Genomic DNA, 13,214 nt, shown 5'->3' with positions numbered 1-13,214 from the left:
GGCTCAGCCCTGCCCGCTCATGCCGCCCGGCGCATCCGTGCCCGCCTTCTCCTGGGCCGCACGCTCCTGGACGGCACGCTCCTGCTCCAGGAGGCGGCGGGCCAGGACGGTGGCGGCTCGGCGCATGGCCGAGCGCGCCCGCACCGGGTCCTCGCCGCGGGCGATGCGCTGGGCCACGGCGCGGTCGGTGGGAACCGTCCCCAGAACGGGGCAGCCCGCGATGAGCTCCAGGTCCGCAACGGTTGTGTCCTCCCCGCTCTTGCGGGCGACCACCTCCACGGGCACCTCCAGCCGGGGCACGAGCGCCTCGCAGGCCACCGCCGAGCGCAGATCAAGGCCGGCCAGGAGCAGAGCGCGCGAGCCCGATGGCGCGGGCAGGCTCCGGGGCAGGTCGACCAGGACCAGGTCGTGCTCACCGGCCAGCGCCTCCAGGACCGCGCCCAAGGATCCCCCGGGCGCGCTCGCGGGCAGGGGCGGACCGCCCCGGGCGTCCCCGGTCAGCACGGGCATGGCGTGCCAGGCGGGCAGGGCGCCGATGAGGCGCCCGGGCCGGAAGGCGGACTCATGCTCGGGAAGGTCGCCCCAGCGCAGGCCAGGAAGGATCTCCTCCCCCAGGAGCAGGCCCAGGCTACCGGCGGGATCGAGATCCACGATGGCCACACTCCTGCCCTCGCGGCGCAGCGCCCAGGCCAGGTGGAGCAGGAGCGTGCTGGCCCCCAGCCCTCCACGGGCCCCGGTCACGCAGATGATGCGTCCGCCCCGGCCGTCGCCCGACGACAACGCCCTGCCCCCGCCTGGCCGGTCGCTCGCCGGCTCCGGGGATTCCGCCCGCTGCCGAGCCCCGGCCTCCCGGGGCCCGGCCTCCCAGGGCCCAGCCTGCCCTGCGCTGGGCCCCCTGCCGCCCTCGGGGCTGAGCAACGGCGCCTGGGGCGACCTCGACGCCGAGGGATCCCCCTTCCCGGAGGCCGGCGCGGGACCGATGGGGCCACCGGGCCACCGGCCCGGTGGCAGGGCGGGCTCCTGGCCCGGCTCCTGGGGCAGGTCCGACGGGGTGCTCATGCGATCCTCCTTGACAGCGCGGGGTGAACGGTTTCCATGCTGTGACAGGCGCACGCGCCCCCGCCTCACCGCGATATCAGACCTGTGGGCGGGAGCCGCGATGCGCGGCCTGTGGTTCCGGGCCCGCCGCGTCATCACGCCAGACTCCCAACACGTCGACGTCGGGTGGGCGGCCATCGCCCCCGACCTGCCCTGCCCCGGGCCACGCGCACACCTCCCACGCACCCCGCCCGGCCGGGCCGCGGGACCTCACTGTGTGACGGTGAGCCGAGGCCCCCGCGCGCCCCGCCCGGCCGGGCCGCGGGCGCCCTCGCGCCCTCCGGGCCCGCGCGAGCCCCGCATCAAGATGACGCCCGCCCACCGGCCGTGGTGTCATTGGCCCCATGCCTGCCACTGGAGGCGCTCAGCCCGCCGCAACACTCCGCGCCAGTGCGCCAGGCGCCCGCAGCGCCCCCCGACGCCGTCGCGCGGCGGCCTACTTCGACCTGGACAAGACGATCCTGGCGACCTCGACCGCCATGGCCCTGGGGGCTCCCATGCACCGCTCCGGCCTCATCTCCTCCCTGGCCCTGGCACGCGGCGCCGTCGCCCAACTGCCCTACCTCCTGGCCGGGGTCGATGCGGCGCGCGCCTCGCGGCTCATGGAGCATCTGGCCACGATGTCCTCGGGAGTCTCCCAGCAGGCCCTGCGCGATGTTGTGGAGGGAGCCCTCCTCAGCGCCATCGAGCCGGCGGTCTACGCCGAGGCCCTCGACCTCATCGAGGGCCACCACCGCGCCGGCCACGACGTCGTCGTCGTCTCCGCCTCCATGGTCGAGATGGTTGAGCCGGTCGCCCGCCTGGTGGGGGCCGACCGCGCCGTGGCCACCCGCATGGAGGTCAACTCCGACGGCCTGTTCACCGGCAGGATCGAGCGCAGCCTGCTCCACGACGAGAAGGCCGTGGCCCTGGCCCAGGACGCCGCCATCCACGACATCGACCTGTCGCGCTCCTGGGCCTACTCCGACTCCATCTCCGATGAGCCCCTGCTGCGCGCCGTCGGCCACCCGGTGGCGGTCAACCCGGATCGCGAGCTGCGCCGCCTGGCCGAGGGCGAGGGTTGGCCGGTGCGCGACTTCGCCCGCCCTGTGCAGCTGCGCGCCTGGCGCCCGCGGCTCACCCGGGCCACCGGGCTCATGGTGCTGGCCGCCCTGGTGGCCGCCGGCACAGCGCTACTCGCCGCGCGGCGCGGCGCATCCCCCAGGATCCGGGGATCGCGGCGGTAGGAGCGGCTCAGGCCCGCTCCCACGCGGCTCGCAGGAGCGGCAGGAGGGAATCGGCCGTAGCGGCAAGGTCCGCGGGTACGCCGTCGGGCCCGGCGAGATGGATGACGTGCGTCGCCTGGGCGAATCCCCTGGCCGCCTCCAGGCGCGGATCGTCGGGAACCGGTCCTCGGAAGCGCAGTCCCACACGCAGGCGGCCCCGCGTGCCGGGGCCCAGGGCGGCGAACTGGGTGCGGCGCACGACGGGGATGTAGGTGGCTCGCCCCTGGGCCTGGGCGCCGTCGAGAGTGAGGGCGGCGGCCAGGACCGCGTCGTGGAGCGGGCGCAGGACCGCCTTCTTCCCCGAGTACATGGCTTGCGTGTGCTCCTCGAGCGTAGGCGGCTCCCAGCCGGCACGCCGGGCCACGGCGTCCGCCACTGTCCACTGGGAGTTCTGCGGCAGCGCGTGAGCCTCCTTGAGCCAGGCGCGCACGCCCTTCTGGTTAAGAGGGTCGAGACGGCCAGCACGGGCCTCAGCCTCGACAAGGCCGCACCAGTCCTCCAGGCGCCGCCCCGTCCGCGACTCCAAGGATGCGCTGACAGCAGCCATCATGTCTGAGGGTTCCATGCCTCCCATTGTGCGCCGCGCAGCGCGGATGTGTCCGCCACGACCGCCTTTCAGCGCCCCGGCACCAAGACCCCATCGCGTTTCCGCAGGTAAGAGTTCAGTCACCAATCGTCACTGAACGCGCCCGCCTTCTGACGCTGGTCACCGCGGACAATCCGCGACTCATCCGGACCGCCACGTACCCGCCTGGATGGCCCGGCACAGCGCCGTGGCCTCCTCGATCCCCACCAGGATGGCCTCGGCCTGCCACAGCACCCAGGCCACCACGCCCTGAGCGCTGCCGGAGGCATAGGCATGCGCCGCCTCGCCGTAGGCACCGGGATCCCGGGACGCGTAGAACTCGGTGACCGCCGTGCCGGTGGGCTCCAGCCCGTCGACGGTGATGAGATGGCGCACCAGGATCCTGCCCACCGCCTCATTGCCGGCGGTGAAGGGCCTGGCCGCCACCATCTCCCCGTGGACGACCGCGGCGCGCACCAGCGCCGGGGCCCCGGGCAGCGCGATCAGCTCCTCCAGCCCCCTCAGGCGCTCTCGCACGCCCGCGCCCTCACGCGGAATCGCCACCTCCTCCACCGAGATCGCCCCACCGGCCGCCAGGGGACCGGCCACATCCCGGTGCACAGAGGTCAGCAGCCCCCTGGGGGTGGGCAGTGGCGGGCGCCCGCGGCCCACCAGGTCGGGCATCCAGCCGGTCACCCGCACCCCGGCGCGCCACCGCCCCGCCGCGGCATCCAGGCCGGGGTCGCCGGTCACGGCCTCCTCCAGGCTGGCCGACGCCACATGCTCGCGCAGCACCGAGGCGGGCAGCACCGCGCCCTCCACTCCGGCCGAGGCGACCGCCTCACGGATCGACGTCTCCGCGCGCGCCTCCCGCCAACGACGGCGCAGGGCGTTGTGCCAGCGCAGCTCGGCTGAGGCCTGGCGCACCGCCTCCTCCGCCTGGCGCACCCGCTCATGACCCGCCAGGGCCGTCAGGGCCGCGAGGGCCGGTGAGGCCGCATGCTGAGAGCCGCTGGAGCCGCCTGCTGCACCGCGGCCTTGCCGCGCCTGCCCGGCAGACGGTCCGGGGGCGGACCCGATGCCCACTGAACTGCCCACTGAACTGCTGCTCATGGCGTCCTACTCTGGCACACGCCGAGGTCGGCCTCGATGAGCGCCGGCGCAGGCCCACCACCGCCTGGCGGGAGTCGATCCTCTAGACTCTGCCGGGTGAGCGACTCCCCCTCCCTGAGCGCCGGACCAGATCCGGCCCCCACGCCGGGCATGGGTATACCCATTGCCCCTCGGGGCAGACGCCGCGATCACATGGTGGCCGCCGCTGCCGGCATTGCCCTGGCCCCCATCTGCCTGCTGCTCATCGGCCTGGCCTTCTCCGCCCATGAGACGGGACTCGTCCTGCGCTCGGCACTGCTGCTGGTGGTTGTCGTGCTCCTGGCCGCTCCCGCGGCAGTGCTCTTCGCCACCCGCTCCTCAGTGGGCTTCCTGGCCTCGGGGCTGACGGCGCTGACCGCGCAGCTCATCATCCTCATGGCGCCCGCTCACGCGGCCTCGGCTCCCGTGGCCTGGGCGCACGGCCTGATCTCCACTGGCGCCGTGCTGCTCGTGGCCGGCCTGTGGTGCGGGGCATCGTGGGGAATGCGCCTGGCTCGCCGCGGCGGGCAGGCCCAGGGCCGCCAGGCCTTCCGCCTGACCAGGGAGGACAAGGAGATCGGTCTGACGCCGGCTCCACCGCCCTCAAGGCGACGCGATCATCTGCTGTCCCTGCCCTGGTTGCTGGCGGCGCTGGCGGGCACGGGCATCCTGCTCCCGCGCGCCTACTATCTGGCCGTCTCCCCTGGCATGCAGCCGGGAGTGCGCATCTACCTGGCCATCGCCGCCAGCTTGATCCTGCTCGTGGCGGCCACCGCCTCCATCGGCCGCTCCACGCTGGGGGCGCGGATCGCCGGCCCTCTCCTCGTCGTCGTGGCGCTGCCTGCGCTGCTGGGTGATGGGGTTCCCGGCTCAGGCATGCTGGGCTGGCTGCTGCCGTACGGCCCCGGAGCGGTGGTGGTCATCGCGAGCGGCCTGATCGTCATGGTGGCGGGCTGGGGCGGCCATCTCGCACGCCGGCAGGGACGCTCTGCCGCGCTTGCCCAGTTGCGCGCTGGGCAGTCACGCGTTTCCGGGCCCACGGGGGCCGGGGACTAGGGTGGGGGCACACTGGGTGCACATAAGGAGGATCTCGTGAGCACTGATGATTCCAGCCGCCAGGGCTCTGGCCCGCACAGCCCCGAGCCCCTGACTCCGGCGCAGGGTGAGGAGGCGCTGCTCCTCCCGAGCGCTGCTGCACCCAGGGGCGCCTCTGCCTCCGCTCCCACGGCCGACGACGCGCAGGACGCCGTGGCCTCCGGGCAGACGCCGGCGGAGGCCTTCGGGGCAGAGGACCTGGTCGACGGCGAGCAGGTCTCCCCGCCGGAGCAGGGTCCCGTGCAGGTCACCCCGGCCAGCCCGTCATCCCCGGCCCGGGTGTCCTCGCTGCCTGCGCCGCCGGCCAAGGTGATGCCGGCGTCTCGGACTGGCGTCCCCAGTGCGACCCCGCCTTCGGGACTGCCCTCCGCGCTGCTGCGCGCCTCCTCGCCGTTGAGCGCGCGTGAGCCGGGCCCTCGCCCGACGAGCATGCAGCCGGGGTGGGCTGCCACTCCCGCTGAGCCCCCTGCGGCTGCTGGCACTGCTGGCACCGCCGGCCCGGGCGAGTCGGCCAGCCCGGCACAGCCGGGCGGGCAGGCGAGCACCGCCTCGGCGCCCGCGCAGGAGGCCCCGCCCCAGCCGAGCACGCAGACAGCCGCCGCCACAGCCAGTGCAGACGAGCCGGCACAGACCGCCTCAGTTCAGGCCGGCCCAGTTCAGGCTGCCCCCGTGCAGGCCTCCCCTGCCCAGGCCACTGAGGCCTCCGCCTCACCCCAGGCCGCCCAGACTCCAGCCCCGGCACAGCCCCCGGCCCAGCCGAGTGAGCGGACAGCCGCAGCCGGCGCAGACGAGCCGGCTCAGGCCGCCCCGGTTCAGTCCCCGGCACAGCCGTCAGCCGAGCCGCCCTCCCCCACCAAGCCCGCGAGGCCCCGGGAGGCGACAGCCCTCGACGCGCCCGACCACTACCAACCAGCATTGGTCCCCGTCGAGTTCGCCAGCCCCTCGGCACCTGCCGATCCCACGGCGGCCCCCCAGACCGAGTCCACGGCAGCGGCTGGCCCTGCCGGCCCGAGTGAGTCGGCCAGCCCAGCCCAGCAGGGCGAGCGGCCGAGCGAACAGACCGCCGAGGCCACCGCACCAACCCAGACAGCCCAGGCACGGCCTTCGGCCCAGCCGGGCGGGCAGGCCAGCGCCGTCTCGGCGCCCGCCCAGGAGGCCACATCCCAGCCGGGCGAGCAGGCAGCCGCCGCAGCCAGCGCGGACGAGCCAGCGCAGACCGCCCCAGCTTTGGCCGTCGAGCCCCTCGCTCCAGCTCAGGCCGCCCCCGCGCAGGCCACTGAGGCCATCGCCTCACCCCAGGCCGCCCAGACTCCAACCCCGGCGCAGCCCCAGACCCAGCCGAGCGAGCAGGCCAGCGCCGCCTCGGCGCCCGCGCAAGAGGCCCCATCTCAGCCGAGCACACAGGCAGCCGCTGCCACAACCGCCACAGCTGGCGCAGATGAGCCGGCACAGACCGCCCCCGCTCTGACCGCCCCCGCGCAGACCACCGAGACCTCCGCCTCACCCCAGGCCGCCCAGACTCCAACCCCGGCACGGCCCCCGGCCCAGCCCTCAGCAGAGCCGGCCTCCCCCGCCACGCTCACCGAGCCCGCTCAGCCTGCAGACCCCGCCAGTCCTGCTGACTCCACTGGCACCGCTGAACCCGTGGTCCCGCTCCAGGCCATGCCTGTGGGCCCGGCCCGTCCGCTCCAACCCACCCCCGCGGCACCGCGGGCGGACCGCCCCGAGCCGGCGACCGCCGTCGAGCCCGCAGAGCCCGTGAAGCCAACAGGCGCCCCCGCCCTGGGCACCCCGGCGCCCTCCCCAGCCTCCCGCCCCACTGCGCGGGCGGCACGGGCGACCGTCGTGTCGCCGCCTGCCGTGCCTGAGAAGCCGGAGCCCACCCTGGCGCCCCCCGCCGAGCAGGAAGCGCCGGATGCGGCGCAGCCCACCTCGGCCACGCACCAGCCGATCAACATGGACGACGTCGAGTCCACCGCGGTGCGACGCCGCTCCCTGCTGGCCGACCTGCCCGCCGCAACGCCCATGCCCATGGACGCCGCCACCCCCGAGGAGGCCGCCTCCCCGGATGAGTCGGCCCCGGACCCCGCCTTCGCCCTGGACCAGGCGGCCCAGAGCAGCGAGCCCACCTCCGTCGACCCGGCCGGCCCCGGAGCAACCGCCCCTGCCGCCCGCCCAACGGCCGCGCGCAACCCGACCCCTGCTGGCCGCACGGGCCAGGCCGGCCGCGCCGCCTCCACCACGGACCGCCAGGCCTCGGCCGGCCCGAGCTCACCGCCCACCGCGTCATCGGCCGGATCATCGGCCGACGAGCCTGCGCAGGCCGGGACCAAGGACGCCGACAAGCGCTCGCAGGACACCCGGGAGGACTCCTCGGCCGAGGAGCCGGCAGCCTCGCGCGCCGCCTCCCACTGGGCCGGGGTGCTCATCGCCCTCGTCCTGTTCCCCCTGGCCTGGTTCCTCACGCGGGAGGGCGCCACCGCACTGACCGGCGGCGAGCCCGCCACATGGCCCTCCTCCCTGTCCCTGCGCGGCCTGGCCATGCTGGCCGGCGGGGCCGCGGTGTTCAGCCTCGCCGTGCTCGCCGCGGTGCGCTCCACTCTGGGGGCCATCGTCGTCGGCAGCATCGGGGTGCTGCTGGGACTGCCCTTCGTGGTGGCGCCGGGGGCGCTCGCCGACCTGCTGGGACCCACCATGGAGCGCCTCAACGCGCACTCCGACCTTGGGGCCTCCCTGGCCACGCACATCATGGCCGACGGCCTGAGCGGCCGCTTCGTCCTCATGGGCCTGTTCATGATCCTGCTGGGAGTCGTCACTCATGGCGCGCGCAAGGCCGGCAGGCGCGAGCAGGCCGCCCTCGACCGCTTCCGCCGCGACCAGGGGTGAGCAACCACCAGGCCGCCCCGGGTCGGTCCATGACCAGCGCGGCCGACGCCGCCCGGGATGCCGTGCCCGTCATGATCGGCTACGTCACGCTGGGACTCGCTGCAGGCATGCTCCTGGTGGCTGCCGGGCTGACCTGGTGGTGGGCTCCGATCTGGAGCCTGGTCATCTACTCCGGCACCATGCAGATGCTCCTGGTGCCACTGGTGGCGGCCGGTCAGCCCCTGGCGGCGATCGCGCTGTCGACGGGCTTCGTCTCGGGACGGCATGTGTTCTACGGCCTGGGATTCCCGCTCCACCGGGTGCGGTCGGGCCTGCTCGCGCGCCTCTACGGCGTGCATGCCATCACCGATGAGGTCTACGCGCTGCTGTCCTCCAAGGACCGTCAGACGATGTCGGGCCGCTACGTCCTGGTTGTCGAGGCGCTCTGCCACAGCGCCTGGATCACGGGGACCACGGCGGGAGCCCTGGCCGGCACCGGCCTGGCGCGGCTGGCGGGCGAGCGCATCGAGCTGCTGGGATTCGTCCTGACCTCGCTGTTCGTGGTCCTGGCCATTGAGAACTGGCGGGCGCATCCGGATGCGGCGGTGCTATGCGCGGCGCTGGTCGCCAGCGCCGCCGGGTTCGGCGTCGGTGGCTCGACGGCTCTGCTGGTCTCGCTGCTGGTCCTCGCCGTCGGCCTGGTGCTGCTCTTCGTATGGCGCAGGAGCGCCGAGGCCCAGCCCGGCGGAGCTCAGCCCGGCGGCTCCCAAGGCGACGACGGCGCGCACGGGCCCACCGACAATGGCGCCTACGGGGAGGCGCCATGCTGAGCACCTCGCAGACCATGGTCGCCGTGGCGGTGGTCGCCGTCATCACCTTCTCCTGCCGACTCGCGCCCTTCATCCTCCTGCGCGGACGACGGAACAACGCGATGCTGGACTTCCTTGCCCGCACCATGCCCCTAGGGGTGATGATCGTCCTGGTGGCCTACACGCTCCAGGGTCTGGGGACCAGCCTCCTGAGCTGGGCTCCAGCGGTGGGCGGCATCGGAGCAACGGCGGCCCTGCACCTGTGGCGGCGCTCCATCGCGCTGTCACTGATCGGCGGCACGGGGGTCTACGTGGCCCTGAGCCTGGCACTGGGCTGAGCAAGCGACCGTTGTGGAGGGCTTTAGACCGGGCCACCCTGAATGCGAATTCCGTCATCGCAGTTCGCACTTTAGTAACCATGAGGTAGTCAGATGGCGTCACGGTGAATGTCCTCCACAACGGTCATCACGGTCGCCCAGACGACCTCCTGAGGAAGAGCGCCTAGGCTGGTCCAATGCCCGTCATCGTCGCCCGACCCGGCCCGTGGACCCACCGAGACCTCACCGCCGGAGGAACCCGCTTCCACGTGGCCCTGGCCGGGCCGGAGGCTGTCAGTGGCGCCGGCGCACCCCTGGTGCTGCTGCTCCACGGCTTCCCGCAGTGCTGGTGGACCTGGCGCTCGGTCCTGCCCGCCCTGGCGCGGGCCGGGCACCGCACCGCCGCCCTGGATCTGCGCGGCTTCGGCGGCTCGGACCGACCCCCCGCCGGCTACGACCTGGCCACCCTGGCCCATGACGTCGCCAGCGTGATCCACTCCCTGGGGCATGAGCGGGCCATGGTCGTCGGCGCCGGGCTGGGCGGACAGGTGGCCTGGACACTGCCCGGCCTCGCCCCCGAGGTGACCGCCGCGATCGCCACGGTGGGCTCGCCCCACCCCCTGGCCCTGCGCTCCCTGCGCTCCCGCCTGCTCTCAGGCACCGCCATGCAGTACCTCAGCTTTCAGATGCGCGGCCTCGCCGAGCGCCGCCTGCGCTCTCGCACCGCCATGGAGGGCCTGCTGCGCTCCTGGGCCGGCCCGCGCACCCGGGAGGCCGTGGCCCGCCACGCCGGCTACTACGCCGAGCTCATGGCCCGCCCGGGCGCCGCCCAGACCGCCCTGGAGCCCATGCGCAATCTCATGCTCTCGCGGGCCGAGGTCGCCGCCCTGGAGCAGCCAGTCCGGGTACCGGTGCTCTCCGTCCAAGGCGAGCTCGACCCGATCCAGCCCGCTCAGGCCTACGCCCGCGACACTCACCATGTGACCGGGCGCCTGCACCAGGTCTCCATCCGCGGTGTGGGTCATCTGCCCCAGGAGGAGGCCCCCGCCAAGCTCGTCTCCGTGCTGCTGCCCTTCCTGGCCGAGCATGCCGCTGGCGCCGCCTCGGCGCGCTGACCGAGCAGCCCATGCCCCGCCGTCGGGGCGGGCGTAGCCTGGGAGCATGATCGTCACCCTGCCCGATGAGGAGCTGCTCGACGCCCTGGTCGCCCACCACCCGCCCCTGGGCGTGGAGCTGCGCGTCTGGGACTGGAGCCGCCCGGTGCGCGAGGCCCTCGGTGAGGAGGCCGACGAGGTGGTCGGCGTCGTCCTCCCCTATCTCCGCGCCGCATCTCAGTGGCGCTCCCTGGCCGACCTGCCCCGGCTCCGCCTGATCCAGGCGCAGTCCGCGGGCTACGACAACCTGCTGCCGATCGTGCCCGACGGCGTGGCCCTGGCCAATGCGCGAGGCGTGCATGACGCATCGACGGCGGAGCTGGCGCTCGGGCTGATCATCGCGGCCCAGCGGGAGCTGCCCCGGTGGGCTCGGGCGCGCTCCTGGGAGACGGTCCAGACCCGGGCCCTGGCGGACTCGCGCGTGCTGATCGTCGGCGCCGGGGAGATCGGGGAGGCCATCCGGCGCCGCCTGGAGCCCTTCGAGGTTGACCTGACCAGGGTCGCCACGCGCGCCCGCGACGACCAGCACGGGCATATTCACGGCATCGATGAGCTGGAGCAGCTGCTGCCATCGGCCGATATTGTCGTGCTGATCGTGCCGCTGACCGAGCGGACCCGGGGTCTGATCGGCGCCGAGCAGCTCGCACTGCTGCCCGACGGCGCCCTGCTGGTCAACATGGCCCGCGGCCCCGTCGTCGACACCCGGGCGATCACCGCGGAGGTGGTCTCAGGCCGCCTGCGGATGGCCTCCGACGTCTTTGACCCCGAGCCCCTGCCCGAGGACCACCCGCTGTGGCAGGCGGACGGCGCCCTGATCAGCCCGCATATCGGCGGCAACACCACCGCGATGGCGCCGAGGATCCTCGCCCTGCTCGCCGATCAGCTCCCGAGGCTGGCCGACGGCAGGCCGCTGCTGCACGTCGTCAACGAGCGGGCGGACCCCGCCGCCCCGCGCGCCGGCGCAGCCCGGCCCGCGCCTTGACCGGCCCTCCGGCGCGCTCCTGTCACACCCCCACGCGCGGGCACAGCCCGGCCGCCAGGGCGCAGTCCTGGCAGCGCGGGGACCGCGCCGTGCACAGGGCCCGGCCGTGCTCGATGAGCCGGTGGCAGCCGTCGGTCCAGCGATGCGGCTCCCACAGGGCGGCGATGTCCCGCTCGACGCGCAGCGGGTCCTTGGCGCTGGTCCAGCCGAGCCGGCGAGCCAGGCGCCCCACATGGGTGTCCACGGTGATCGCCGGCTGCCCGAAGGCGTTGCCGAGCACCACATTGGCGGTCTTGCGCCCCACCCCGGGCAGGCGGACGAGCTCCTCACGCGAGTCCGGGACGACGCCGTCGTGCCGCTCCAGGAGCCCGGCACCGATGCCCAGCAGGTGCCCGGCCTTGGCCCGCTGGAACCCCAAGGGCCGCAGGATCGCCTCCAGGTCCTCGCGCCGCGCCGCCGCCAGGGCGGCAGGGTCGGGGTAGCGCTCGAAGAGCTCGGGGGTGACCGTGTTGACCCGGGCATCGGTGGTCTGGGCGGACAGGACAGTGGCGACCAGGAGCTGGAAGGGCCCGTCATGGACCAGGGCGCAGCCCGCATCGGGGTAGAGGCGGGCGAGCTCGTCATCGACGGCGGCGGCTCGGGCGGCGGGGCTCGCCGGGTCGCTCAGCGGGTCGCTCGCCGGGTCGCTCGCCGGGTCGCTCGCCGGGTCGTCATGGCGCCGCTGATCGTGCTGGGACATGTTCCTCCTGATGAGCGCCTCCTAAGCAGGGACGCGCCAAGCATGTCCCATCGTCTTTGACCTTCGCCACGGGAAGGCTACAATGCACGACGGCGTGCCACAGGTCACAAGACCATGGCAGGATAGACACTGAGGGTTCCCGCACACCGGGAAGCCAGCCCCACCAGCACCACCAGGAGGACCTCCGTGGAAGACAGCATCATTTCCAGGATCCCTCTCTTCGAGGGCATGAACCCCGACGAGCAGGAAGAGCTTCGCGCGATGATGACGCAGACGACCCTGCGCCGCGGCGAGACCCTCTTCAATGAGGGAGACGCGGGAGACCGCCTCTACATCCTTCTGTCGGGGAAGGTGAAGCTCGGCCATGCCAGCGCTGATGGCCGCGAGAACCTGCTGGCCGTCCTCGGCCCGGGCGAGATTGTGGGCGAACTCACTCTGTTCGATCCGGGGCCGCGCTCGACCACCGCCTCCGCCGTGGCCCCCACCGAGCTGCTCACCCTCGATCACAACCAGCTCATGGGCTTCGTGGAGTCCCACCCCCAGCTGGCCAAGGACATGCTGCGCGCCCTGGCCCAGCGCCTCCGCCGCACCAACACCGCCCTGGCGGACCTCGTCTTCTCCGATGTCCCCGGGCGCGTGGCCAAGGCCCTGCTGGACCTGGCCGACCGCTTCGGCACCTCGACCGACGACGGCGTCCACGTCCCCCACGACCTCACCCAGGAGGAGCTCGCCCAGCTCGTGGGCGCCTCCCGCGAGACCGTCAACAAGTCCCTGGCCGAGTTCGTCTCCCGCGGCTGGATCCGCCTGGAGGGCAGGGCCGTCACCCTGCTCGACGTCGACCGCCTGCGCCGCCGCGCCCGCTGACCGCCCCACAGACCGAGCCACACGGGCCATACCGGCCACACAGCGACGGCACCCTCCGCCGACAGGGCGGGGGCGCCGTCGTCCTGCGCCGTCAGAGCCGTCGGAGGCTCAGTCCCGAGGACGCTTGAGGTAGGCGACAAGGTTCTCCGAGCCGGCAGGCCCGGGGATCACCTGAACGAGCTCCCAGCCGTCGGCCCCCCACTGGTCGAGGATCTGCTTGGTGGCGTGGGTCAGGAGGGGGACAGTGGCGTATTCCCATGTAGTCATGCCCCCAGCCTAGGACGCCTCCGGCCGGCCAGGAAGCGCTCACCGACGGTGCAGCCGATCGGG

13 protein-coding genes are annotated in these 13,214 nt (G+C 74.0%); 8 read left to right on the top strand and 5 right to left on the bottom strand.

Features of this window, described 5'->3' with window-relative positions:
* Window positions 1–3: 3 nt before the first annotated feature.
* Window positions 4–1,059: a nucleotide-binding protein gene (locus EL266_RS03670; RefSeq protein WP_084500488.1), complete on the bottom strand. Its 1,056-nt coding sequence runs from the start codon at window positions 1,057–1,059 to the stop codon at window positions 4–6.
* Between the two features lie 383 nt (window positions 1,060–1,442).
* Here EL266_RS03670 and EL266_RS03665 point away from each other — a divergent pair, with 383 nt between their 5' ends.
* Window positions 1,443–2,324, top strand: coding sequence for an HAD family hydrolase (locus EL266_RS03665; RefSeq protein ID WP_084500486.1), 882 nt, complete (start codon window positions 1,443–1,445; stop codon window positions 2,322–2,324).
* Between the two features lie 7 nt (window positions 2,325–2,331).
* On the opposite strand, the gene EL266_RS03660 is transcribed toward EL266_RS03665, so the two are convergent.
* Window positions 2,332–2,928, bottom strand: a complete 597-nt coding sequence (locus EL266_RS03660; protein ID WP_026426406.1) for a DUF5655 domain-containing protein — start codon at window positions 2,926–2,928, stop codon at window positions 2,332–2,334.
* 162 nt (window positions 2,929–3,090) lie between these two features.
* A complete protein-coding gene (locus EL266_RS03655; RefSeq protein ID WP_026426405.1) occupies window positions 3,091–4,041 on the bottom strand; it encodes a Fic family protein in 951 nt (316 codons plus the stop codon).
* Between the two features lie 96 nt (window positions 4,042–4,137).
* On the opposite strand from EL266_RS03655, the gene EL266_RS03650 reads away from it, so the two are divergent.
* From EL266_RS03650 to EL266_RS03625, 6 genes are all read left to right on the top strand, one after another.
* Window positions 4,138–5,115 carry a hypothetical protein gene (locus EL266_RS03650; RefSeq protein WP_232012103.1) on the top strand — a complete coding sequence of 326 codons (978 nt, stop codon included), beginning with the start codon at window positions 4,138–4,140 and terminating at the stop codon, window positions 5,113–5,115.
* Window positions 5,116–5,151: 36 nt separating this feature from the next.
* Complete coding sequence (locus tag EL266_RS03645) at window positions 5,152–8,040, top strand: hypothetical protein (protein ID WP_126412134.1); 2,889 nt, start codon at window positions 5,152–5,154, stop codon at window positions 8,038–8,040.
* 29 nt (window positions 8,041–8,069) lie between these two features.
* Window positions 8,070–8,849: an AzlC family ABC transporter permease gene (locus tag EL266_RS03640; RefSeq protein WP_051280984.1), complete on the top strand. Its 780-nt coding sequence runs from the start codon at window positions 8,070–8,072 to the stop codon at window positions 8,847–8,849.
* A complete protein-coding gene (locus EL266_RS03635) occupies window positions 8,843–9,166 on the top strand; it encodes a branched-chain amino acid transporter permease (protein ID WP_026426403.1) in 324 nt (107 codons plus the stop codon). Before EL266_RS03640 ends, EL266_RS03635 begins: the two co-directional genes overlap by 7 nt.
* A gap of 176 nt (window positions 9,167–9,342) precedes the next feature.
* Window positions 9,343–10,260 (top strand): alpha/beta fold hydrolase, encoded by a 918-nt coding sequence (locus EL266_RS03630; protein ID WP_026426402.1) that lies wholly within the window; start codon window positions 9,343–9,345, stop codon window positions 10,258–10,260.
* A 46-nt stretch (window positions 10,261–10,306) separates the two neighbouring features.
* Window positions 10,307–11,281: a 2-hydroxyacid dehydrogenase gene (locus EL266_RS03625; RefSeq protein WP_026426401.1), complete on the top strand. Its 975-nt coding sequence runs from the start codon at window positions 10,307–10,309 to the stop codon at window positions 11,279–11,281.
* Window positions 11,282–11,303: 22 nt separating this feature from the next.
* Here the strand turns inward: EL266_RS03625 and nth are convergent, their stop codons facing one another.
* Window positions 11,304–12,020 (bottom strand): endonuclease III, encoded by a 717-nt coding sequence (gene nth, locus EL266_RS03620; RefSeq protein ID WP_051280964.1) that lies wholly within the window; start codon window positions 12,018–12,020, stop codon window positions 11,304–11,306.
* 186 nt (window positions 12,021–12,206) lie between these two features.
* Between nth and EL266_RS03615 the strand changes: the two genes are divergently transcribed.
* Window positions 12,207–12,884, top strand: coding sequence for a Crp/Fnr family transcriptional regulator (locus EL266_RS03615; RefSeq protein WP_026426399.1), 678 nt, complete (start codon window positions 12,207–12,209; stop codon window positions 12,882–12,884).
* 108 nt (window positions 12,885–12,992) lie between these two features.
* On the opposite strand, the gene EL266_RS03610 is transcribed toward EL266_RS03615, so the two are convergent.
* Window positions 12,993–13,151 (bottom strand): DUF4177 domain-containing protein, encoded by a 159-nt coding sequence (locus EL266_RS03610; protein WP_084500484.1) that lies wholly within the window; start codon window positions 13,149–13,151, stop codon window positions 12,993–12,995.
* Window positions 13,152–13,214: the final 63 nt, after the last annotated feature.

Source organism: Actinomyces slackii (genome assembly GCF_900637295.1).
GTDB lineage: Bacteria > Actinomycetota > Actinomycetes > Actinomycetales > Actinomycetaceae > Actinomyces > Actinomyces slackii.
Note: the sequence above shows the minus strand (reverse complement) of the source record. Positions and strands in the feature narration are given on the sequence as shown.